The organism is Flavobacterium amnicola (assembly GCF_004122165.1).
GTDB lineage: Bacteria > Bacteroidota > Bacteroidia > Flavobacteriales > Flavobacteriaceae > Flavobacterium > Flavobacterium amnicola.
The window spans coordinates 1,019,355-1,044,199 of sequence record NZ_SBKO01000001.1 but is presented as its reverse complement, the minus strand read 5'-3'; the positions used below and the strand labels follow the sequence as shown (position 1 = coordinate 1,044,199).

The 24,845-nt window shown below is 35.4% G+C and carries 18 protein-coding genes; 11 read left to right on the top strand and 7 right to left on the bottom strand.

Annotated features, from left to right (window positions below; genetic code table 11):
• From EQG63_RS04620 to murI, 7 genes are all read left to right on the top strand, one after another.
• Window positions 1–885, top strand: coding sequence for an NAD kinase (locus EQG63_RS04620; RefSeq protein WP_129434898.1), 885 nt, complete (start codon window positions 1–3; stop codon window positions 883–885).
• Window positions 886–1,016: 131 nt separating this feature from the next.
• The gene (gene porG, locus EQG63_RS04615; protein ID WP_129434896.1) at window positions 1,017–1,700 is read left to right on the top strand and encodes a type IX secretion system protein PorG; all 684 of its coding nucleotides are present in this window, start codon (window positions 1,017–1,019) and stop codon (window positions 1,698–1,700) included.
• A gap of 1 nt (window position 1,701) precedes the next feature.
• Entirely contained in the window at window positions 1,702–2,442 is a 741-nt protein-coding gene (locus EQG63_RS04610) for an isoprenyl transferase (RefSeq protein ID WP_129434894.1), read from the top strand.
• Complete coding sequence (gene bamA, locus EQG63_RS04605) at window positions 2,375–5,146, top strand: outer membrane protein assembly factor BamA (RefSeq protein WP_129434892.1); 2,772 nt, start codon at window positions 2,375–2,377, stop codon at window positions 5,144–5,146. Before EQG63_RS04610 ends, bamA begins: the two co-directional genes overlap by 68 nt.
• 41 nt (window positions 5,147–5,187) lie before the next feature.
• On the top strand, window positions 5,188–6,207 hold the full coding sequence (locus EQG63_RS04600; protein WP_129434890.1) for an OmpH family outer membrane protein: 1,020 nt from the start codon (window positions 5,188–5,190) through the stop codon (window positions 6,205–6,207).
• A gap of 28 nt (window positions 6,208–6,235) precedes the next feature.
• Window positions 6,236–6,733 (top strand): OmpH family outer membrane protein, encoded by a 498-nt coding sequence (locus tag EQG63_RS04595; protein WP_164974452.1) that lies wholly within the window; start codon window positions 6,236–6,238, stop codon window positions 6,731–6,733.
• Window positions 6,734–6,800: 67 nt separating this feature from the next.
• A complete protein-coding gene (gene murI, locus EQG63_RS04590; protein ID WP_129434886.1) occupies window positions 6,801–7,580 on the top strand; it encodes a glutamate racemase in 780 nt (259 codons plus the stop codon).
• Between the two features lie 125 nt (window positions 7,581–7,705).
• On the opposite strand, the gene EQG63_RS04585 is transcribed toward murI, so the two are convergent.
• Together EQG63_RS04585 and EQG63_RS04580 are read right to left on the bottom strand one after the other, a co-directional pair.
• Window positions 7,706–8,215, bottom strand: a complete 510-nt coding sequence (locus EQG63_RS04585) for a gamma carbonic anhydrase family protein (protein ID WP_129434884.1) — start codon at window positions 8,213–8,215, stop codon at window positions 7,706–7,708.
• A 43-nt stretch (window positions 8,216–8,258) separates the two neighbouring features.
• The gene (locus tag EQG63_RS04580; protein ID WP_129434882.1) at window positions 8,259–9,254 is read right to left on the bottom strand and encodes a PorP/SprF family type IX secretion system membrane protein; all 996 of its coding nucleotides are present in this window, start codon (window positions 9,252–9,254) and stop codon (window positions 8,259–8,261) included.
• Window positions 9,255–9,449: 195 nt separating this feature from the next.
• On the opposite strand from EQG63_RS04580, the gene EQG63_RS04575 reads away from it, so the two are divergent.
• The 4 genes from EQG63_RS04575 (at window position 9,450) to EQG63_RS04560 (ending at window position 11,885) form a co-directional block, all read left to right on the top strand.
• Window positions 9,450–10,346 carry a NifU family protein gene (locus EQG63_RS04575; RefSeq protein ID WP_129434880.1) on the top strand — a complete coding sequence of 299 codons (897 nt, stop codon included), beginning with the start codon at window positions 9,450–9,452 and terminating at the stop codon, window positions 10,344–10,346.
• A 60-nt stretch (window positions 10,347–10,406) separates the two neighbouring features.
• Entirely contained in the window at window positions 10,407–10,607 is a 201-nt protein-coding gene (locus EQG63_RS04570; RefSeq protein ID WP_129434878.1) for a dodecin family protein, read from the top strand.
• Between the two features lie 105 nt (window positions 10,608–10,712).
• On the top strand, window positions 10,713–11,072 hold the full coding sequence (locus EQG63_RS04565) for a hypothetical protein (RefSeq protein ID WP_129434876.1): 360 nt from the start codon (window positions 10,713–10,715) through the stop codon (window positions 11,070–11,072).
• Window positions 11,073–11,135: 63 nt separating this feature from the next.
• Complete coding sequence (locus EQG63_RS04560) at window positions 11,136–11,885, top strand: mechanosensitive ion channel family protein (RefSeq protein ID WP_129434874.1); 750 nt, start codon at window positions 11,136–11,138, stop codon at window positions 11,883–11,885.
• A 101-nt stretch (window positions 11,886–11,986) separates the two neighbouring features.
• On the opposite strand, the gene sov is transcribed toward EQG63_RS04560, so the two are convergent.
• The 5 genes from sov to EQG63_RS04535 form a co-directional block, all read right to left on the bottom strand.
• A complete protein-coding gene (sov, locus tag EQG63_RS04555; RefSeq protein ID WP_129434872.1) occupies window positions 11,987–19,153 on the bottom strand; it encodes a T9SS outer membrane translocon Sov/SprA in 7,167 nt (2,388 codons plus the stop codon).
• Window positions 19,154–19,209: 56 nt separating this feature from the next.
• Complete coding sequence (gene ruvA, locus EQG63_RS04550) at window positions 19,210–19,791, bottom strand: Holliday junction branch migration protein RuvA (RefSeq protein WP_129434870.1); 582 nt, start codon at window positions 19,789–19,791, stop codon at window positions 19,210–19,212.
• Window positions 19,792–19,876: 85 nt separating this feature from the next.
• Entirely contained in the window at window positions 19,877–22,171 is a 2,295-nt protein-coding gene (locus EQG63_RS04545; RefSeq protein WP_129434868.1) for an NADP-dependent malic enzyme, read from the bottom strand.
• A gap of 81 nt (window positions 22,172–22,252) precedes the next feature.
• Complete coding sequence (locus EQG63_RS04540; protein WP_129434866.1) at window positions 22,253–22,936, bottom strand: porin family protein; 684 nt, start codon at window positions 22,934–22,936, stop codon at window positions 22,253–22,255.
• Between the two features lie 75 nt (window positions 22,937–23,011).
• The gene (locus tag EQG63_RS04535; protein WP_129434864.1) at window positions 23,012–24,817 is read right to left on the bottom strand and encodes a cytochrome c oxidase subunit I; all 1,806 of its coding nucleotides are present in this window, start codon (window positions 24,815–24,817) and stop codon (window positions 23,012–23,014) included.
• Window positions 24,818–24,845 lie beyond the last annotated feature (28 nt).

The window sequence follows — 24,845 nt, the reverse complement described above, 5'->3', positions numbered from 1 at the left end:
ATGAAAGTCGCCATTTACGGTCAGTTTTACCAAAACACTACCTCTCCAATAATTAAGAGACTTTTACAGTTTTTGGAAACGCACAAAGTGACTTTTACTATTGAAGCCAATTTTCTAAAAATGCTTCAAGAAAACAAAGCGGTCAATAAAAACTATTCCACTTATTCCTCACACAAAGAATTAGACAAAAGCTACGACATGCTATTAAGTGTTGGTGGCGACGGAACTTTCCTACGAGCTGTTACCTATGTTCGCAACTCTGGCATCCCAATTTTAGGAATTAATGCAGGCCGATTAGGATTTCTAGCCAATGTGCAACAAGAAAACATTGAAACTTTTTTACAATTAGTGCTGGAAAAAAAATATAAAATTTCAAAACGTACTTTATTAAGCTTGAGTTGTACTCCAAAAGTGGATTCGATTTCTGAAATTAATTTCGCCATGAACGAAGTGACCGTTAGTCGAAAAGATACTACTTCGATGATTACCATCGAAACCTATTTAAATGGCGAATACTTAACTTCCTATTGGGCAGATGGCTTAATTATTTCCACCCCGACAGGTTCTACAGGATATTCCTTAAGTTGCGGCGGGCCGATATTAACCCCCGAAGCCAGCAGTTTAGTCATCACGCCTATCGCGCCTCATAATTTGAATGCCAGACCCATCGTAATTCCGGACAATACCGTTTTAAAACTTAAAATTTCAGGACGCGAAGAAAATTATTTGGTTTCCTTAGATTCTCGAATCGCTTCTGTAAAAAACGAAAGCGTATTAACCATTAAGAAAACACCCTTTAAAATCAACATGGTCGAAATCTCGGAAGAAACTTTCTTAAAAACATTGCGCAAAAAACTCCTTTTTGGCGAAGACAAGCGCAATTAAATCGGAGATAAATACTACAATCCTCACTTTTCCGTTTTTAGTTTATAAAATTGTCGAAAACATTTCGACAGAATATCACAATTCACTTTGTTTAGTGTCCATAATTAGTATATTTGCAAGCTATTATAAAAATGAAGAAGTTTTTTTACATAATCATATCCCTTTTAGCTATTAATCAAGCGCAGGCACAATTGCACGAAATAGGTGTTTTTGGTGGTGGTGCTAATTATATTGGCGACATTGGAAAAACCAATTATATTGCTCCAAACGAGCCTGCTTTTGGAATTATTTACAAATGGAACAGAAGCAAAAGGCATTCGTGGCGTTTTTCGGCAATAACCGGAAAAATATCAGGCAACGATTTGGAATCTAAGATTCCTGGACGTGAGGATCGTGGGTTTAAATTCGAAAACAATGTTACCGAGCTTTCAGCAGGATTAGAATTCAATTTTTTTGATTTCGATTTGCACCAGCAACCTTTTTTTGTCACTCCTTATATATATACGGGTTTGAGTTATTTCAAATATGATAATTTATATTTTATTGGAAATTTGCAACGTACAGAAAAGGATTCCTGGGCTATGGCAATCCCTATGACTGTGGGAATTAAAATGAAAATTTCAAATAAATTAGTATTGGGATTAGAAAGCGGCGCTAGATATACTTTTGCAGACGATTTGGATGGAAGTTTTCCTAAAAGCAACACTTTAAGCCATCTTAAATTCGGAAATACAAACAGTAAAGACTGGTATGTGTTTACCGGAGCCACCCTAACCTATACTTTTGGTCAAAACCCTTGTTTTTGCGTAGAATAAAATGAGTTTAGTAAATAGTATAAATACCGATAATTTACCCAAACATCTAGCTATCATAATGGATGGCAATGGTCGTTGGGCAAAACAAAAAGGAATGTTACGTGCCTTTGGTCACGAAAACGGAACCAAATCAGTAAAAACTACCGTTGAAACTTGTGCTCGATTAGGAATAGAAAATTTAACACTCTATGCTTTCTCAACCGAAAACTGGAACCGACCTAAATTAGAAGTAGACACATTGATGAAGTTGCTCATCAATTCGTTAAAAAAAGAGCTCGACACTTTAGTTAAAAACAACATAAAGTTAAACAGCATTGGCAACATTGATAATCTTCCAAAATCGGTTCAAAAAGAACTCCTAGAAGTTATCGAAAAAACCAAAGAAAACAAACGAATGACCCTTACTCTTGCGCTTAGTTATGGCTCTAGAGAAGAAATCTTAAATGCTGTTAAAAAAATAGCAGATAAAGTTAAAAATAACATAATTTCAACAAACAGTATTGACGAATCGATATTTAATAATCATCTTTACACACAGGATTTACCCGATGTTGATTTAGTAATACGAACAAGTGGCGAACACCGAATTAGTAATTTTTTGTTATGGCAAATAGCCTATGCAGAATTTTATTTTACCGATGTGTTGTGGCCAGATTTTAGTGAAGACAATTTATATGAAGCCATTATTAGCTATCAAAAAAGAGAACGTAGATTTGGAAAAACAAGCGAACAAATTAAATAATATTTTTAATTTCAACAACAGCATAAAATTAGTGCTGTTCTTTTTATTTTTAAGTACATCAACACAAGTAATTGCTCAAGACAGACTTCAATTTGACCAAGGAAAAGTTTATATTCTTAAAAAAGTTACGGTTACCGGAAAAGTTTCTTATAACGAGCAAACTGTAGTAACTTTCGCTGGTCTTGAAAAAGGACAATCTATTACTGTTCCAGGCGAAGAAATCACTAACTCCATCAAAAAACTTTGGAAGCTTGGCATGTATGACAATGTCAACTATTTTGTAGATAAAATTGAAGGCGATAGTATTACATTAGAGCTAAACTTAAACGAACTACCTAAACTTAAAGAAGTAAAGTTTGTTGGAGTAAAAAAAGGTGCTATTGAATCGTTAACCAAAGACAACGGATTAACAGAAGAGAAAATAGTAAACGAAAACCTTATCACAACTACCAAATATTATATTGAAAACAAATACAAAAAAGAAGGGTACTACAACACGAAAGTAAACATTGCCATAGAAGAAGACAAAGAGACTATCAATCATGTAAACATGGTTGTAAACATTGACAAAGGCAAGAAAATTAAAGTACAAAGCATAAATGTTGAAGGCAATTCAGAACTTTCAGATAGCAAAGTGAGAAATGCTATGAAAGAAACACGTCAGTTTAGTTTGAAAAATTTTGTATTGTTAAAATCAAGAAAATTCAAAAAAGACAAATACAAAGAAGATTTAGACAAAATTGTTGAAAAATATAAGGAAAACGGATTTAGAGATGCTCGTGTCGTATCCGATTCTGTGATTTTTGATGAAAGAAAGAACAAAATAACAGTAAATTTAAAAGTTGAAGAAGGTAAAAAATACTACTTCGGAGATATCAATTTTCTTGGAAATACCGTGTATAGCGACCAATTACTAGCGCGTTATTTAGGCATCCAAAAAGGAGACGTTTACAACGGTGTTTTACTAGACCAACGTATTGCCGACAAATCTAAACCTGATGGTGAAGATTTAACAAACTTATACCAAAACAATGGTTATTTATTCTCTAACATTAATCCTGTTGAAGTAAAAACAGAAAACAATGTAATTGATCTAGACATAAGAATTGTAGAAGGACCATTGGCTTATTTCAACAAAATATCAGTAGTTGGAAATGACAAAACAAACGACAAAGTAATTTACCGTGAATTAAGAACTAAACCAGGCGATGTTTATAGTAAAGAAAACCTAGTAAGAACCATTCGTGAAATTGGTCAATTAGGGTTCTTTGATGCCGAAGCTATTAAACCTGATTTTGAAAATGTTGACCCTGCCGCAGGAACTGTCGACATCAAATATAATGTAGTAGAAAAAGGAGCCAGCCAGATTGAACTTCAAGGAGGCTACGGTGGTGGTGGTTTCATTGGAACCTTAGGATTGTCTTTTAATAATTTTGCTATGAGCAACATTTTTAAGAAAAATGCGTACAAACCTCTTCCCATGGGTGATGGTCAAAAACTTTCTTTGCGTTTACAAGCCAGTACCTATTTCCAAACCTATAGTTTTTCTTTCACAGAACCATGGTTTGGAGGAAAAAAACCAGTACAATTATTTAGTTCGTTATCCTACAGTAAGCAATTTGCAGCCAACAATTCAGGACAAGTAGACAAAACTAAAAGTTTTAATATTTTTTCTGCTTCTATTGGTACAGCAAAAAGACTAAAAGTGCCAGATGATTTTTTCACACTTTCACATGCCGTTAGTTTTCAATTTTATGACATGAACAATTATAATGTTGGACTGTTTACTTTCGGAAATGGTGTTTCCAGAAATTTATCATATACTGTTGGATTTTCAAGAAACAACAAAGGTTTGAATCCTGTTTTCCCAACATATGGTTCTGAATTTAGTGTGACTGCAAAATTCACACCGCCTTATTCATTATTCAACAAAATTGATTATGCTACTCTAGGCAATCAAGAAGAATACAAAATGAAATATGACGGCACACAAACAATCACAGTGGTTGACGGAAATCTTCCAGTAACCGGAGATTACATCGTTGAAACTACACCAGGAAGTGGCGTTTATCAATTTGCGAGTAAAACCAATTTCAACTTAGCTTCTGTTAATCAAGCAAAGCTAGATCAGAAAAAATTCAATTGGTTAGAATACTATAAAGTTAAATTTAAAGCAGAGTGGTTTACTAAAATTTATGAAAAATTAACGTTACGTACTTTAGGTGAGTTTGGTTTCATGGGTGCTTACAACAACGACAGAGGCTTAGTACCTTTCGAACGTTTTTGGTTAGGTGGAGACGGAATGGCGAACTTCTCAATGGACGGTCGTGAAAACATCCAGCTACGTGGTTACCCAAACAACTCTTTAACTCCAACTATTACGGATACAAATAATTCTCGTTTCGGCCAACAAGTTGGTGGTACGGTTTATAATAAGTTTTCATTAGAATTACGTTACCCGATAACCTTAAAACAAGCGGCCTCTATTTATGGCTTAACTTTTGTGGAAGGTGGTTCTGCATACGATGGATTCAAATCTTACAATCCATTTAGCTTACAACGTTCTGCCGGACTTGGATTGCGTGTATTTATGCCTGCCTTTGGTATGTTAGGAATCGATTTTGCACACGGTTTCGATCCAATTCCAGGAACCGCACAAAAAAGCGGTTGGCAAACACATTTTATTATAGGTCAACAATTTTAATTATATTTGACGTTATATATCTTATAACCAAATTTAAGCTTATGAAAAAGAGTTTTTTATCAATTGTATTTTTGCTATCCATCCTATCTGTAAACGCTCAATCAAAAGTTGGTGTGAGAATAGGATATATAGACATGGATTACATCCTTGAAAATGTTCCTGACTACAAAGAAGCATCTACACAACTTGATACAAAAGCTCAAAAATGGAAACAAGATATCGAGTCGAAAAAAAATGATATCACAAAATTAAAAGAAAATTTAAAATCGGAGAAAGCTTTACTAACTAAAGAGTTAATTGAAGAAAGAGAAGAAGAAATCAAATTCTTAGAAACCGATTTAATCGACTACCAACAAAAAAGATTTGGACCAAGAGGTGATTTAGCCATTCAAAAACAAGCGATCGTTAAACCCGTACAAGATCAGGTTTTTACTGCCGTTCAAGATATAGCCGAAGCCAAAGCGTATGACTTTATTTTCGACAAAGCGTCTGCCATGACCATGTTATTTTCAGCAAAGAAGTTTGACATTAGCGACCAAGTTATTCGAACCATAACTAGAGCTGAAAAAAGAGAAGAAATGTCAAAAAAACAGCAAAAAGCACTAGAAGAAAAACAAGAATCGCAAGATGTTGTTTCCGACAATCCAGCTTTAGCCGAAAGACAACGTTTGTTAGATGAGAAAAAAGCAGCTGTAAAAAAAGCGCAAGAAGCAAGAATACAGGCCGCTGAACAAAAGAAAAAAGACTACGAGGCAAGAAGAAAAAAATTGTTAGAAGAGCAAAAAGCAAAAAAATCTGGCACGACAATTGATTCTACCTCACCAGCAACACCAGTAGCGGACAAACAAACTGAAACTTTCAATAAAATTGAAGATAAGAAAATCGCACAAGATTCTGTCAAAGCAACTAAAGAGGCACAAAGACAAGAAGCGATAGAAAAAAACAAAAAAACGCTAGAAGAAAGAAGAAAAGCGTTAGAAGAAAAAAAGAAAAAAATTCTTGCCGATAGAGAAACAGCGCGAAAAGCACAAGAAGAAAAATTAAAAGAAAAGAAAAATTAAAATTAATACACTAATAAATACTAAAATGATGAAACAGGTTAAAACTTTACTTATTGCAGCAATAATGATGTTAGGAGCAAATTCAATGAACGCTCAAGCTAAAACAGCGCATATAGATGTTCAAGAATTGTTATCTAAAATGCCAGAAATGACGACTGCAAAAGCGCAATTAGAAACGTTAAACAAAACTTTTGATGGTGAGTATTCTAAAATGGTGACAGAATACCAAACAAAAATGAAAAAATACGAAGGTGAAGCTGCTACCGCTGGTGATGCTGAAAATGAAAAGCGTGCGAAAGAAATGCAAGATATGGGGCAACGTATTCAACAATACAGCGAATCTGCTAGAAAACAATTATCTGATAAAGAAGCTGAAATCGTAAAACCAATCATGGATAAAGCAAAAGCAGCTATCGTAAAAGTGGCTAAAGCTAAAGGATTTCAATATGTAATGGATGCTTCTTCATTAATCGTTGCTGACGGTCCAAACTTATTCGAAGATGTGAAAAAAGAATTAAAATTCTAATTTTTACACAATAAAAAATTAAAAAACTGTACTATTATTTAGTGCAGTTTTTTTTTACATTTGTTTTATGAGTAATAACAATCCTATCGGTTTATTTGATTCGGGAATAGGCGGAACTTCCATCTGGAAAGAAATCCATCAATTACTACCAAACGAGAACACTATCTATCTGGCCGATAGTAAGAATGCACCCTACGGAAAAAAATCAAAGGAAGAAATCATCCAACTTTGTTTCAAAAATGTCGATTTTCTATTAGCTCAAAATTGCAAAATGATTGTTGTGGCTTGTAATACGGCTACCACGAATGCCATCAAGGAAATGCGAGCCAAATACGATATTCCCTTCATCGGAATCGAGCCAGCTATAAAACCAGCAGCGAATCAATCGGAAACGCAAACTATTGGTATTTTAGCCACTAAAGGCACTTTAAACAGCGAATTGTTTAACAAACAAGTAGAAAATTATTCCAACGTCAAAATACTGGAACAAGTAGGTTATGGTTTAGTCGAATTAATTGAAGACGGAAAAATCGATTCGGAAGACATGCGCAATCTACTCAAACTCTACCTTCGTCCTATGGTAGCCGCCAACATGGACTATCTGGTGCTAGGTTGTAGTCATTATCCATACTTGATTCCTGAAATCAAGAAAATCATCCCGGCACACGTCAAAATAATCGATTCTGGAGAGGCAGTTGCCAAACAAACAAAAGCCGTTTTAGAACATTTTAATCTTCTAAATACTTCCAAAAAAAAAGCCGAAACAGTTTTCTTCTGCAATAGCGACGACGAAGTGCTAAAGAATATTTTGGGGTTTTCCGAAAATGTTTTTGAAAAAGATTTTTAGGAGCACTACCCTGTTGATTCCCAAAACCACTTACCCGCTGTTGTTTCAATCTTTTCATTATGAGCTTGCAAAGCAAGCACATGCATAAAAAGGATTTACACTCCCATCAGGGCTAAATAAGCCGTTTATTTAAACCAACTAGAGTACATCACGTAATTATTGGAAATACGCTCTATTTCGCCAGCAAAATCACTCTGATCGATATCTTTTACCTTCTTAGCTGGAATACCTGCATAAATCGTTCCCGATTCGACCACGGTGTTTTGTGTCACCACCGATCCTGCTCCAATAATTGCATTGCTTTCAATCACACAACCATCCATCACAATAGCGCCCATCCCAATGAGTACATTGTCATGAATCGTACAACCATGCACAATGGCATTATGACCAATAGAAACATTATTTCCAATAATAGTTGGATGTTTTAAATAAGTACAATGAATGACAGCACCATCTTGGATATTCACTTTATTGCCAATTTTAATAAAGTGCACATCGCCACGCACCACTGCATTAAACCACACACTGCATTTCTCACCAAAAGAAACATCACCAACAATTGTGGCATTTTCAGCAACATAACAATCACTAGGAATTTGAGGTGCTTTTCCGTTTACTTCTTTTATAACCATAGTAGATTTCAAAAAAAATCCCGAAAAAATCGGGATGTTTATATTAATTAATTGCAGGACAATTACAATCGTATTTCTCTTTCTTACAACCAAAGTCGAACCCTAGTGTAAGTTGGTGATAACCACCAGTATCAAATTTAATATCACCCATTACATTCGAATAAGTATAAGCAAACATGAATTTTTTATAATTCACCCCAACTAAAGGCGTAATGTATTGTAATTTTTGATTTTTTAATTGATTACCATCAATATATTGCGAACTATCAAAACTTCTTCTGTAAGATAAACCACCCCAAATTTTTCCAAAATCAACAGCTTTGTACACTTTTAAGTTGGCATCAATTGATTTTTCTTTAGTTCTTTCTGTCAATTGGAACATTACAGATGGTTCCCATAATAATTTTCTAGAATCGCCCAAAGTATAACCAGCACTTAATAAATATTTTCTTAAGTTATCCGATTCGTACTCTGTATATAAATCTCTACTTCTAAACAATGCATTTTTTACCGTTGCATGCACATTGAAATCTAAAAAGTTATAGGATGCACCAAAATCAACATTAAAATAGGATGCCTTTTGTAAAATTCCAGCAATAATCGGATCAAAATCGTTCAAATCAAAACTAGTTTCATCCAATTGATTTTGAACTAATCCAGCACTTAAACCAAATGACAATTGATTTAAATCCACCGTACTTCTTGAGAACATAATGTGGTGCGCATAAGTAAGTTTAGCACCTTTTTGCGAATGGTACCCATTTTTATCATTAAAAAGGATAACCCCTAAAGCAGATCCTTTCTCACCAATTTTACCGTTATAACTTAAGGTCTGTAACGCAGGCGCATCTTCATTACCAAACCATTGCTGGCGAGCAGTTAATCTAATCTTAGAACAATTAGACGCTCCTGCCATAGAAGGGTGTAATAAATAGTAATTATCAGACAAATAATCAGAATAAACCGCTATACCCTCCTGAGAGATAGAAATTTGCGTTACAAAAAAAGATAACAACAAAAATATTTTCTTAAAATTCATGCTTTAGAAATTATTGCCTTCAAATGAAGACCATTTTTTTAATGTTTGACTCCAAAGATATAATTTTTTACATTTAATTAAACTCTTATGCAAACAATTTTAAAAAAAAATCAAAAAAGTTAATTTTAATGCAAAAAAACAATCTAAACAAGTAATGACAAAATTGTTTCTTAATTTTGAAGCAAAATTAAGATCATGAAACTTATCACCATAAAAGAAACTAATAATCCAAGCATATTAAAATTTGAATTCTCTTACTTTATTTGTCCAAATCAAAGTTATGAGTATAAAAATATAGACGAATGTGCCGATTCTCCATTAGCACAACAATTATTCTATTTACCGTTTGTAAAAACCGTTTACATTTCAGGAAATTTTATCGCAATCGAAAAATTCAGCATCGTAGAATGGGACGATGTAAAATTTGAAGTTGCCGAACAAATGGAAGCTTACGTAAACGCTGGCGGCGAAGTAGTAAAAGCGAAAGAAAATCCAAAAAAACTTCCTTTTACAGTATATGCCGAAAGCACGCCAAATCCTTCGGTAATGAAATTTGTGGCCAACAAAGCGCTAACAAAATCCATTGTAGAATGTAAAAACATCGACGAAACTGAAGCTTCTCCTCTAGCCAAAGAACTGTTTAAATTCCCTTATGTGAAAGAAGTTTTTATCGATGAAAATTATATTTCGGTAACCAAATATGCGGTAAATGAATGGCAAGAAATTACCAATGAAGTACGAACTTTCATAAAAGAATTTCTAGAGAACGGAAATATCGCGGTCGATGAAACCAAAGTAGCTTCTTCTGCAAATATTGAAAAACAACAAATTGCTAATTTTGACAATTTAGATGTCACTTCTCAAAAAATAATCAATATCATTGAAGAATATATCAAACCTGCTGTCGCTGCAGATGGTGGTAACATTCTTTTTGACTCTTTTGACGAGCAAGAAAAAAGAGTGAAAGTAATTTTACAAGGGGCTTGCAGTGGTTGCCCTTCTTCTACTTTTACGTTAAAAAACGGAATCGAAAACATGCTAAAAGAAATGCTTCACGACCAAGAAATTAAAGTGGAAGCACTCAATGGATAATTTTGTTTTGAGGTTTATAATTATTAACTTTAATAGCTAATAATCAATAAACTAAAAAACATGTCTGTATTAAAAGTAATCGAAGTACTTTCTAGTTCTGAAAATAGCTGGGAAGATGCCACAAGAAAAGCAGTAGAAAAAGCTTCAAAATCATTGAAAAACATTCGTTCTGTGTATGTGCAAGATCAAAGTGCGCAAATAAAAGATGGAAAGGTTACCGAATTTAGAGTCAATTTGAAATTGACTTTCGAATTGGAATAACACCATAAATTTATTTAAAAGTGGTGCGATGTACACCATTTTTTTTGCCTTCGACGCAAATATTTTGTAATATTACATTTATTAACAAATCAAAAAACAAATAAAATGGGAATTGGAAGTTTTATAAAGAACATCTTTGGTTCTAAAAAAGTAGACGAAATAGTTGACCAAGCAGAAACCTTTGCTGATGATGCCATTGCAAAAGCAAAAGAAAGCGCCGCACCACTTGTAGATAAAGTAGAAGAATTTGCAGAACAAGCGGGTGAAAAAGTAAAAGAATATGTTCCTCAAGCAGCGAGTGCCATCGACAGCGTTGTGGAGACGGTAAAAGAAAAAGCAGAAGTTGCAATTGACAAAGTAGAAGAAATAGCACACAGTGCTGTAGACTCTGCCAAAGAAAAAGCAGCGGAATTTGCAGATTCTACTGAAGAAGCAGCAGAAGAAACCACAGAAGAAACTAAATAATTTCACTATTATTTTTACCATACAAGGTTAGGGACATCCCTAACCTTTTTTATACTTAAAAAAATGGAAAATAAAGAATACTATATCAATACCCTTAAAAAATTCTTATTCGATTATTCGGCAAATATCATTACAGCACTCATCATTCTTTTTGTAGGGCTTTGGCTTTCCAAATTTATTGCCAAAAGTTTTAAAAGAATACTCTTAAGCCGTAATGTAGAACTCACTTTAGTAGAATTCCTAGAAGACTTGGTGTTTTGGGGAATTAGAGGACTAGTTTTTATTTCCGTAATTTCCAAACTAGGTGTCGAAACTTCTTCATTTGTAGCCATATTAGGGGCGGCTGGACTTGCAGTTGGCTTATCCCTTCAAGGTTCATTGGCTAATTTTGCAGGGGGTATCCTTATTGTTTTATTCAAACCGTTTAAAGTGGGCGATAAAATTGAAGTACAGGGTGAAATTGGCAAAGTAGAAGACATCCAAATTTTCTCCACAAAAATACTTACTGGCAACAACCACATGGTTTATATTCCGAACGGATTATTATCGAACGGAAAAATTAAGAACCTTTCCCAAAAACATACCTCGAGAACCGATTTCGAAATTGCCATTACCCACGAACAAAATGCAACCGAAATCAAATCGAAAATAGAACAATCTATAAAATCTAGTTCGATTATTTTAAAAGACCCGAAACCTGAAATTTACATCTCCAATTACTCCGAAACCGGCATTACGTATTTAGTGCGAGTTTGGACAGAAAACAACGATGTTACACAAGCCAAATCAGACATCTTGAGCGCTGTAAAATAATAATTGAGGCTGACATAGGAATAAAAAATCCGCTCACAAAACACGTGAGCGGATTTTTTATTTTCAGGTATTGAAGTAACTTAAAGCATCAACTAATTGGTCTAATTCCCAAAATTATAACGCAGGGTAAATCCTGCTCTAATAGTAGTTATAGGAAATGAAGTAGAGATAACTGCTTTCGTGAACGAATAATCAAAATAAAACAAAGTGGTTAAGTTATTACTAAACTTGTAATCCCCTGTTAACTTTGCCGAAATTAAGTTTTGCCCTCCTCCTAATTGATTGTTATCATAATCCAAGTTACGGACGATTGTTTTATTGTTCCGGAAGGATATATCTCCTCTTAAATTAATATCACTTTTAATAAGTCCTGTTGCATTATCAGCTATTCTTGATCGAATGGTTACGTCTTTGATTCGGTAACCTAACCCAAGCGTGTATTCCACTCCTTTTAATTCGGTTAGCAAACTATTATCGAAACTCAATGCTAAAGTTCTATCCTTTTTCATTTCGGCTAGTACTTTTATGGAATTTTTTAGTTCCATATCAAATCGCATTAATGGACTGAATTGCTCGGTTACATTGATATTTGAAATGATGTTTTTATTGTTAAAATTTCCGTTAGCATCTAAACCGTTCGGATTTTTATCGTATTCAAAATTGGAACGGAAAGAGTTAATCGTGTAGGCCGCTTTATACGTATGTTGCAGAGAAAATCGTCTGAATTTATCTTTGAAAAACTTATAACGCATCAATCCAGTGTATTTTACCGTCCAGTTAGGAATAGGCACACTTCTAAAAGCATCCAACGAAACGCCCGAAGCCTTAGTACCTGTATAAGCTGAAAGGAATGAAGGTAGTAAAACGGCTTGGCTATTTTTACTGTAACCTTCAGGGAATCCACTAGAGTCGAAAATATTCGGATTATAACTTGGGTCAAAAGCGGCTCGTTGTTGTGCCAATCTATTAGCAATTATGATTCTATTATCTCTAAAAGTTTGAAAAGCATCAGAAGTTGTTTCATCACTTTGTGAAAACGCTGTTCTAATTAAGTTAGTAGTAATCGAATAATTTCCAGTATTATATGGCGAGTGAGAATTATAAACTCCTCCCACAGCATCAAACTGTTCAGAAAAATTAGTTGCCATCGTTCTATCACCTACCAAATCAATTTTCAAATCAGGAAACAATTCAATATTTGCAGTAGCAGAAATTTGTTTGTTATTTATTCGGGTAAAATTCTGATTGAACTCCGGATAATTGGTTAACCAACCATTCCTAGCAGCTTCAAAACGTATATCATCTTGCATCCCAAATACAAATCCCAATGAAGGTTTTGAGGAGCCTAAAAAACCAATGGATGGCAAATAACCCGGCAACATGGTACCGTTGGTTTCGTTATAGATGATTTGTATGTTTTTAATACTCGTTGCCACCCCGATTAAACCATCCACTAGTACATTTGGCTTAATTTCCTTTTCTTTCGTTTTTGGTTTCGCCACAACTTTTTCTCCTGGTTTAGGGGCAACTGGTGGTGGAGGTGCTACAGCAGTTTTTGGTTTTTTCTTTTTCTCGCTTCTTTTTACAAATCCGATGTATTTATAAAAAGTATCCATAGTTAATGACGTATTCAATTTGTGCGTATTGGCATTTTGAATCGTGTTTCCTAAATTGTACACTGTCCCCAAATCATCTTCAATAGTTTGCAATGCTAAAGAAGCTTTTTGCCAACTATAATCCCCTGTATATGTATAATCCGATTTTACAAAGGACAAGAACGGTATTTTACTCAAAGGCAGTTCATAATTCACCGTTAATTGTTGTGCGTGTTGATTTGGCGTTCCAATGTTTAGATAATCATCCCAAATGGTAAAACTATCAATTGGATTGTTATTTTCATCCAAATAATTTCGAACCAAATTCGCCGAAGTGGCCGTATAATTCAGACGTAATGATTTGGCTAAATTGTAACCAAAACCATAATTATAATTGAACATATAATTACGTTTGTATAACGGATCTAAAGGAATCCCTTCCACTTCAACTTGACGGAATTGTTGTTTATTGTACTGACGTAAAATGGTCGAACTAAAATTAACATTGTTTGGTAAAAAGTTAAAATTGAAATCACTTAAAAGTTTCCAATAGGTACTTTTCTTCATGAATTTCGTTTTCTTGAAAGGCTCAATAGTTTTGGGTTTAAAGGTAAATGCATAATCGGCTGAAGTTCTTAACTGCTGGTCAATTAAACTCTCAATTTCAAAATCGTGGTGCTCTACTTCACTAAAGGAATATGACAACGTTAAGTTTTCAGGATCATAAAAATGCTGTTTTTGCTGAGCTGATCGTTCCCTTCTAACCCCTATTAAATTGAAACTAGTTCGCTTTGTAAAGTCTTGTGCTCTTTTCTTTAAATTATCTTTTTCAGCAGGATCGGCTGTAACTTCAATAAGTTGATCCAACTTGATATCCTGATTAAAAGGATCATATTCTGGTGTTATAACTTGTTCTCCAACAGCATAATTAAACGGCAAATTCATACCCCATTTTTTAGGCAATAATTTACCCACATTCACATTGGTAACGATGTCGTATTGCTTCATATCCTCACGACTTCTTTCGTTTGGTCCTTGCTCTAATGATCCAAAACCAATCGTTCCCATTCTTCCTGTAGCAGAAAGTGTAACTAAATCGGCCATATTGGTATCAAGACTAGCAATGGCTGCCATTCCGCCTTTGTTGTCCATATCAGCAAGACGCAATTCATTGAACCAAACTTCCCCACGAACATCACTAGAATGTCTGTTTTTTACCCCTACCATCAAGGTTCGTACTTGTCCAAAATTTGGATTACCTTTTATACCAAGTCGCAATTTATTTGGTTTCGTAGCTGCTGAAGGATCCAGTTCTTCTTCATTTCTGAAGAAAATACCATTGGCATCTACCGGTTGTGTCCCATTTAAATTTAAGATTTTAAGCTTGGTTAACATGGCCGTATTTAACTCTACTTCATTCGCCAATGGCCAAATTTGCTCAGCGGTGATAGCGGTTTGAGGGGTAACTTTTAAAGGAACTTCCACTTGGTAGAAGTTTTCAGTAAAATCATTTCCGAAACGAATAAATCCTACCATTTGGTCATCTTGAAGCGGACTTGTATCGCCTGGTAGAGCTTCTGCATGAAGGAACATTTTTAATTTATTGTACTGACGCATGTCTACGTCTACATTTTTGAAAGCCGCGCGCGAATCTCCTGATTCTAAACCTTCAAGCCCGGTTTCAGGATTGGTTTTATCGTAAACACGCAACGATAAAGATTGCTCGTTTTGATTTACTACCGAATTATTATTATACAATTGTTCTCTGGCTACTCCTGGAGGCATCACATAACGAATAGGAGTTCTATTACTGTTTTCTTCAAGATTTACTCCAACTACATCAAATCCAGTATTATCATCGGTTGGATCGGCATCTAGTGTTTCTAATGAAGCATTGAATCTTCTCCATTCACCACGCACTAAATCCAAAGCCCCTAAACGCAACGTAACTTTATCAGAAAAACCAGACATGAACATACGTATAAAACGAATCGACCTAAAATCGGAAATACCACCTTCTACATTGGCAGGTGTAATTTCTTGAATCGGAATTTTATACTGTATCCATCGCACGGTTGGCGAAGTGCCATCCGGTAATGGTGGTGAAACTTTGGTAGTTAAAATATTAGAAACGTATCGATCACTTTCAGTAACATTAGGTTTAATGTCAACCGAAAATTTATAATACGCATTAATGGTATTCATTGTATTGTCACGGTTAATATCTTCTACATCAGGAAGTACTGAATTTCCACGATTGGTATCTGACACTCCAATTGGTGAGTTTCCTTCTAAACCATTGTATTTTTTGTAGCGATCTAAAATAGTTCCAGTAGCACTTAAATAATACGAATAATTATCTTGAGCAGGGTCAACAACTCCCGAAAACGCAGGGTACTTGTTTGCCTCTTCTACGTCATTTAATCCATTCAAACCAACATCCTGAGTTGCTCTATTGGCTTCATTGGTATCAAAAGCATAAATAAGAGATTGTGAAGTCGGCACTTTACCCCAATTGGTACTTAATGTTGTCGTGGTTGAACCTGGCGTTGGCAATCCGTTTTCATATAATTTTCGCCCATCTTTTAAAACGTCTTCAGAAATTTCACCAAGATTGAAGGTCAATTCTCCCGTATTGGCTCCATTACTAATGACTCCATCTTTATAGTAAGGATCTTGCACCCAAAATTGAATGTACTCTACATTGGCTTGCTCAAAATTAGTAGAAGTAATCGGTCGCATAATTCCACCAAAATTAGTTTCCGGATTTGGCAATGTATTACTCACTCCCGCCGGATTAAAATTATAAGGACCTCTTTCTGTTGGATAAAACGTTAAATCTAATGTTGGCACTACAGTGGTTTCACCAATGGCAATATTCGTATTCGGATATAATTCTTGGCTGTAGACACGTCGGGCTTCTAAAGTAGAAAGATCATTATCATTCACTCCTGATGGGCGTTGGTTGGTATAAAATATCGGGTCTATACTGTACCAAGATAATTTGGCACGTTTGTAACCGTAGCTCAAATCTTCTTCTGGAATTTCTCCTCCAAAACCAATAGGTGCACTCGCTAAGGTCCATGCTAAAGGTGATTTCAAATCGATTGTAGATTGGGAACCTTCAAAATCATCTACATAAACCGTAGCTTCACCTTCAAATTGGTCATTTTTAGAAACGCCTGGCTTTAAGAAAGCAACTTCTCCTCTAAAAGATAAATTAGATGGGACATCGGTATCTACAAATGGTAATTTGTTAGCCATTCTGGTAAAAAATGGTACTTCTGTAGAAAAATTAGTATTGGCTCCGAAAATCGTATTATTGATGGACTCCTGACCGTAATTTGATTTTTGTGTAAAGGGACGTTCGGTCATTTTTAACCAGGTTGCTCCAATTTGAAATTTTTCCGAAAATTTATGTTCTACATTAATTCCCATGAAACGTCTGGTTTGTTGTCCGAAAACTGAATTATTTTCAACAGAAACCTGAATTGGCACCCCTGATGCTTGAATAGAGGGATCTAAAATTTGAACCCTACCCGCTTGATAATTAACACTATAATCAATTCCTTCTTGAAGTACTCTACCGCCTGCAGTTACTACTACTGAACCTCTTGGCACATTCGATGCCCCAAGCGAGATACCATCACCACTAGATGATTTAAATTTCCCTTTTAATAAGAACTTATTTTTTTCACTTTCTTGCAAGGCTAAGGCTTGTGTCTTTCTATATAAACTGGTAAAAACGTACTTCTTTTGGTTGTCATTATAACCCGAAATTGGATCAGAATAATCTTGAAGCGGAGAAGTTCTTAATTTTTCAAATAAATGCTTCCCGAATGGTTCTACCGTAGTAAAAATTAGTCGACCATTTTGAGGATCAACTGTCATTCCTGGAATAAAATCGAAGAAACCATCACCCCCATTTTGCGGATCATTATTCGCATTTAATTTATCTACATTAAATACTTTTAACAAAGGCGTTTCGGCCACACCTACTGGCAATGGACTAGAAACATTGGCAGGTGTAATATAATTTAAAGGCGAAGGATCGGTATAAACAATATTAAATTTGAAACCATCAGCTTCTAACTGATAAGCCCCAGGAATTTGATAAATATTTTTCATCATCAAGTTCCAAGAGGGTTTTGTGACACTGGTCAAATTCCCTTTCAGCATTTTTAAAATCAACGCTTGCGTAGTGGGTGTATTTGCAGTATTTACTACTGTTGCATCTACACCATCGGTACCGAACTCTCCTACTTGATATACATCGTCACCAATGGTATATTGATAGGCAACAGCCAATACTTCATCATTGGCTAATCGTTGGTTTAATGAAATGTACCCTAACTGTGGATGAAAGGTAAAATCGTTGGGTGTTAATTTTCTAGCGTTCTCTAGTTTGGCATAATCAGTACCTTCTGACATTATTACCCCACTAAAACCAGCTCCAGAAGTAGCAATTTCTCTAATTTGACTATTTAACAAACCAGTTCCTCCAGTAATTAAGGCTGGATCGAAACGGTTATTGGCATTTTTTGTCGGAGTATTTATAGGTGTAGTAAGGAAGAAGTTAGGGATCGATTGACCATAAACACCAACGGTCTGATCCGTAATATCGTTACCATTTTCATCAGACAATTCGGATTCTCCCAAATCCTGTAAAGCAATTATATTTCTTAAATTATTTCCTTCCGGAGATGTGTTAATTCTGTTTTGTCGGTTGGTTACCCAAACTTCCATTCTAGTAATTTGTACTCGAGAATTAATGAATGGATAATTTTTTAACGCTGCATCGTATCGATTTCTGAAGTACTGAGAAAGGAAGAAGTGACGATCCGCGTCATAATCTAGTCCGAACAAATCAAACTCTTGAATGGTTCCACCGCCTTGCGCTGTTACGGTTTTAGTTTGTGATTTTTGTTCCGAAAAAACACCCGTAAAAGTTGTTCTACCGAATTGAAATTGTGCTTTTACTCCAAATAAACTTTGTGCTCCTCTAATTAAGGTACTGTTTAGAGGCATGCTCACATTACCCACTTCAATTTTTTGAAGAATATCGTCTTCAGTTGGAGTATATTCTAATTTTATTAAATTTTGAAAAGCAAAAGTAGACTCGGTATCATAATTCGCTGTTACTTTAAGTCTTGTTCCTACTTGACCTAACAAACTAAGACTAATTCTTTGATCAAAATCGAAAGTAGTACTTTTTTGATTTCTTGGCGAAAAAGAGGGATTATCTTGTTTTGAAAAACGAACTCCTAAATCAATCTCAACAGATCCTGTTGGTTTTACATCGATGGTATTGCTTCCAAAAATAGATTCGAACAATCCTGATCGAATATAATATCGTGGCAACAAGTCTTTTTTCTTTTCTTCGGCATTTTTCTTTTGCCCTGCAACCGCATCCGATTTTTCTTTAAAGTATTTTTTTATCGATTCTTTTCGAATTAATTTTTCATATTCTTGAGGCGTTAAAACGATTGGATAATCAATATTAAATCCTTCAAAAGTCTTGGTGTAAATATAGCGATCTGTTGCCGGATCGTAAGTATAGGCTTCAAGTATACTGGTAGGGTTTGGAAGCTCTAAACTCCCGGTATTATATCCTTTTACAGTATCGGTAACTTCTTGCGCTTCAACATTATAAAAAACAAAGAAAAACAGCATAAAAAAACTGTTTTTTGAAAATATTTTTGGCAAGTTTCTATTAAAATCCTTCAATGTTATAAGTTTTTTAAGGCTTGTTTAATAATTGTTTCAACGGAAGCATCAGGCATAGCAGCTACGATTTTGTCGACTACTTTTTCGGAAGTTTTTCTAACAAATCCCAAAACCTCTAAAGCTGATAACGCTTCATCCTTGTTTGTATTGCTTTGCGAAAGGGAAACTTCTTCTAAGGCGTACAATTTTAACACTTTATCCTTTAAATCTAGAATGGCTCTTTGTGCTGTTTTGGCTCCAATTCCTTTTATGGATTGAATGGTGCCTACATCACCTGAGGCCAATGCGTTAATGATTTGCTTGGGTTCTATAGAGGAAAGCATCGTTCTAGCGGTATTGGCACCAATACCCGAAACAGAAAGTAATAATTTGAAAATTTCTCTTTCCGATTTTTCAATGAATCCATACAGGGAATGGCTGTCTTCTTTTACCAACATGTACGTGAAAAGCTTAATAAAATCGGTCGATGGTAATAATCCGAAAGTATGCAAAGAAATATTAACCTGATAACCCACTCCATTACAGTCTATTACAACTTCTGTAGGGCTTTTCTCTACTAATTTTCCTTGGATATGTGCAATCATAATACTCTCGTTAACCGCCAAATATAGTAATTTTCTTTAATTACGCTTCATTTCATAGACTAACTACTTGATTTTTCGATGAACATTAAATGTTTTTGTGAGTCTTTTGTCGTTTCTCTTTTTCTTGTGCATCAACAACCGCTACAGCAGCCATATTGACCATTTCCTCTACGCTGGCACCCAGTTGAAAAATATGCACAGGCTTATCCAAACCAAGCATAATTGGACCGATGGAATCTACCTTATACAACTCTTTAAGCATTTTATAGGTAATATTTGCCGATTCAAGATTAGGAAAAATTAAAGTATTGACTTTATGTCCCGCTAATTTAGAAAAAGGGAATTTGCTTTTTAACATCTCTGGATTCAAGGCAAAATCAGTCTGAATTTCACCGTCAACAATCAAGTCAGGGTAAAACTCGTGCAAGTGAGAAACGGCTTGACGCACCTTTTCGGCACTTGGCGTACTAGAAGACCCGAAATTAGAAAACGAAACCATCGCCATAATCGGTTCCATACCAAACAATCGAACTGTTTTAGCGGTCATTAAAGCAATTTTTGCCAAATCATCAGCTGTTGGATTAGGATTGATTGCCGTATCCGATAAGAACATAGGCCCACGGGTGGTCATCATCAAATTGGTTGTTGCAATGCGGCTTGCTCCCGGTGCTTTTCCAATCAATTCCATGATTGGTTTCACTACCGATGGATAACTTCGAGAATAACCAGTTACTAAGGCATCCGCTTCTCCTTCGTTGACCATCATGGCTGCAAAATAATTACGTTCTCGCATCCATTTTTGGGCATCTAATAAGGTAATACCACGACGACGGCGAGCTTTCCAATAAATTTCAGCAAAACGCAAACGACGCTCGTCTTCATCTTTAGTTTTTGGATCTAAAATAGCTACTTCGGCATCAAAGCCAAGTTCTTCTTTCAACTCCAATATAATTTCTCGATTCCCAAGTAAAATTGGAATTCCGATTCCTTCTTCGTGTACAATTTGAGCAGCTTTTAAAACATCGAAATGATCGGCTTCCGCAAATACAATTCGTTTCGGATTTGTTTTGGCTCTATTGGCCAACAAACGCACCATTTTATTGTCTGAACCCAATCGTTCCAGTAATTCTTCTTTGTATTTGTCCCAATCGGTAATTGGATTTAACGCTACCCCACTTTCCATAGCTGCTTTAGCAACTGCTGGCGCCACTTCCGAAATTAATCTCGGATCGAATGGTTTCGGAATGATATAATCCTTTCCAAAATTCAATTTGGTTTCTCCGTAAGCTACATTTACTTGCTCTGGAACTGATTGTTTGGCTAAACTAGCCAATGCTTTTACCGCCGCCATTTTCATAGCTTCATTAATCTTAGTCGCTCTTACATCAAGAGCCCCACGGAAAATATAAGGGAATCCAAGCACATTATTCACTTGATTAGGATAATCGGAACGACCTGTAGCCATAATGATATCATCACGAGTGGCAATTGCTAAATTGTAATCGATTTCTGGAACTGGATTAGCCATAGCAAAAACAATAGGATTTTTGGCCATTGTTAATAGCATTTCTGGCTTTAAAATATTGCCCGCCGAAAGACCTAAAAACATATCGGCTCCGACTAACGCTTCGGCCAGCGTTTTCGGGTTACATTCTTTTGCATACCTTTTCTGAAGGTCAGATAAATCTTCTCTGCAAATCGTCAACATACCCTCCACATCAAACATCGAAACATTTTCTGGCTTAATCCCTAATAAAACATATAAATTAGCACAAGCCAAAGCAGCAGAACCCGCTCCTGAAACAACTACTTTTACTTTGTCAATATCTTTTTCGGCAAGTTCTAACGCATTCAACAAAGCTGCCGATGAAATAATAGCAGTGCCATGTTGATCATCGTGCATAACGGGAATGTCAAGTTCTTCTACCAAACGTCTTTCAATTTCGAAAGATTCTGGCGCTTTTATGTCTTCTAAGTTAATTCCACCAAAAGTAGGTGCAATAGCCTTAACAGTTTCTACAAACTTATCGATGTCGGTAGCATCTACCTCAATATCAAACACATCAATATCAGAGAATATTTTGAAGAGCAAGGCTTTTCCTTCCATAACTGGTTTTGAAGCTTCGGGACCAATGTTTCCTAAACCTAAAACGGCAGTTCCATTAGAAATAACAGCTACCAAATTACCTTTGGCAGTATATTTATAAACTTTCGTTACATCTTTGGCAATTTCGATACAAGGTTCTGCCACTCCTGGTGAATAAGCCAATGACAAATCACGTTGGGTAGCATATTTTTTAGTCGGAACAACTTTTATTTTACCTGGAGTAGGCTTTGCATGATAAAGTAGTGCTTCTCTTCTTTTTTTATCGTCTGACATAAGTATTCTAAATAATTGGACTTACAAAGGTAAAACATGTAGCGTAAGAATGAAATTTTTAAAGGTAATCTTTTAGAAAGTTTACAAGATATAAAACATCAAACCAATATTCAATGTTTTCAAGTTTCCGTTGGGAGATAAAATGTCCTTATTAAAAATAGAGTTCAAACCGTAATAGGTATATAAATTCCAAGTATTGTATCCTGCTGAAATATAGGCTCCATATTGAAACTTATTAATATCTGGATTATTCACTACGGTATAGTTACCGTTATCCGCAATATATTTTGATCGGCTCATAATCACATAACTGGCTTTTATACCGGTATAAATTCTCCAAAACTTATGGGATTCAAATGTAGAAGTGCGCCATCGAAACTCAAGTGGCACATCAACCGAAAGAAAAGAAAGTTTATTTTTATCCAAAGCAACATCGGAAGCGATTAAACTATAACTGGTTGTGTTGGCCATTTCAGAAATCACCAAGTTTTGTTTGTAGTTGTTATAAGAAAATCCCAACCCGGGTGCAATGGCAACTGTTCTCTTTTTATTAATTGGAAAATCGCGGAGAAAACCTGTACTTAACCCAACGGAAAAGGAATTTTGTGACACTCCAGAAGGCTTTTTACTAAAAATATTATACGTAGTACTAAAATAAAATTGGTCTTCTCGATATAAAGAATCAATAGCTTCAAAATCTGGAACCGTTTGCGAATAAAAAGCACTCGCAAGCAGTAAGAGCAAAAATGAAAAAAGTTTTCTCATAATAAATTTTCAACGGAATAAAGGTAATAAAAAATGCCTTTCGTTACGGAAAGGCATTTTTTATAATTTATATGATTAAGCGTGGTGTAACTCTTCTTCTCCTTCTTTCATCGGAGTTGTCTGAGGCACAAAATCTTCATCATGACCTGGTTTACTATAATCATAAGGCCATCTGTGTACGTGAGGAATTTCTCCAGGCCAGTTTCCATGCATGTGTTCTACAGGCGCTGTCCATTCTAAAGTATTTGATCTCCATGGGTTTTGAACTGTTTTCTTGCCGTAGAAAATACTATAGAAGAAGTTCCACATGAACACTAATTGGAAAGCTGCACCGATTAAAGCAAACATTGTAATTAATACATTAACATCTGCTAAATCATCAAACAATGGGAAGTTAGTGTTGGTATAGTAACGACGTGGTAAACCAGCCATACCTATAAAGTGCATAGGATAGAAAACACCGTAAGCACAAACTGCAGTTACCCAGAAGTGGATATATCCTAAGTTTTTGTTCATCATTCTACCAAACATTCTTGGGAACCAATGGTACACACCAGCAAAGAATCCGTAAAGAGCAGAAATACCCATTACTAAGTGGAAGTGAGCGACAACGAAATACGTATCGTGAACATTGATATCTAAAGTAGAATCTCCAAGAATAATTCCTGTTAATCCTCCAGATATGAATGTAGAAACCAATCCGATAGAGAATAACATTGCAGGATTTAACTGCAAGTTACCTTTCCATAATGTTGTAATATAGTTAAATGCTTTTACCGCAGAAGGAATTGCAATTAATAACGTTGTAAAGGTAAATACCGAACCTAAGAATGGATTCATTCCAGAGATAAACATGTGGTGACCCCATACGATTGTTGATAAGAAAGCAATCGCTAAAATAGAAGCAATCATCGCACGGTAACCAAAGATTGGTTTACGTGAGTTCGTAGCAATAATTTCAGAGGTAATACCTAATGCTGGTAATAATACGATATATACTTCAGGATGTCCTAAGAACCAGAATAAGTGTTCGAATAATACTGGAGATCCCCCTTGGTAATGTAATACTTCACCAGAAATAAAGATATCTGACAAGAAGAATGACGTACCAAAACTTCTATCCATAATCAACATTAAAGCTGCTGATAATAATACTGGGAAGGAAACAATACCAATAACAGCTGTAATAAAGAAAGCCCAAACCGTAAGAGGCAATCTTGTCATTGTCATTCCTTTAGTTCTTAAGTTGATTACTGTTACGACATAGTTCAATGAACCCATTAACGAAGAAGCAATGAAAATCGCCATAGAAACCAACCATAAAGTCATACCTGTTCCAGAACCAGGAATTGCTTGAGGCAATGCTGATAATGGTGGGTAAATTGTCCATCCTGCAGAAGCGGGTCCTGACTCCACAAACAAAGAGCAAATCATAACAACTGAAGACAAGAAGAACATCCAGTATGAAATCATATTCATGAATCCAGAGGCCATGTCACGTGCTCCAATTTGCAACGGAATTAACAAGTTACTAAAGGTACCACTCAATCCAGCAGTCAATACGAAGAATACCATGATTGTACCGTGAATAGTAACCAACGCAAGATAAATATCGTTACGCATTACACCTCCTGGAGCCATTTTTTCACCTAATAAGAATTTAAAAATTCCAAAAGATTCCTCTGGCCAAGCAATTTGCATTCTAAATAGTAATGACATCACAACTCCAACGATTCCCATAATAATACCTGTAATAAGGTATTGCTTAGCAATCATCTTGTGGTCTATACTAAAAATATATTTAGTTATAAAAGTATCTTTATGGTGGTGTGCGTGATCGTGATCGTGTGCGTGATCGTGGTCATGTGCTGCTGCTGCCATAGTCTTTCTATTTATTTTTCTTAGTTCT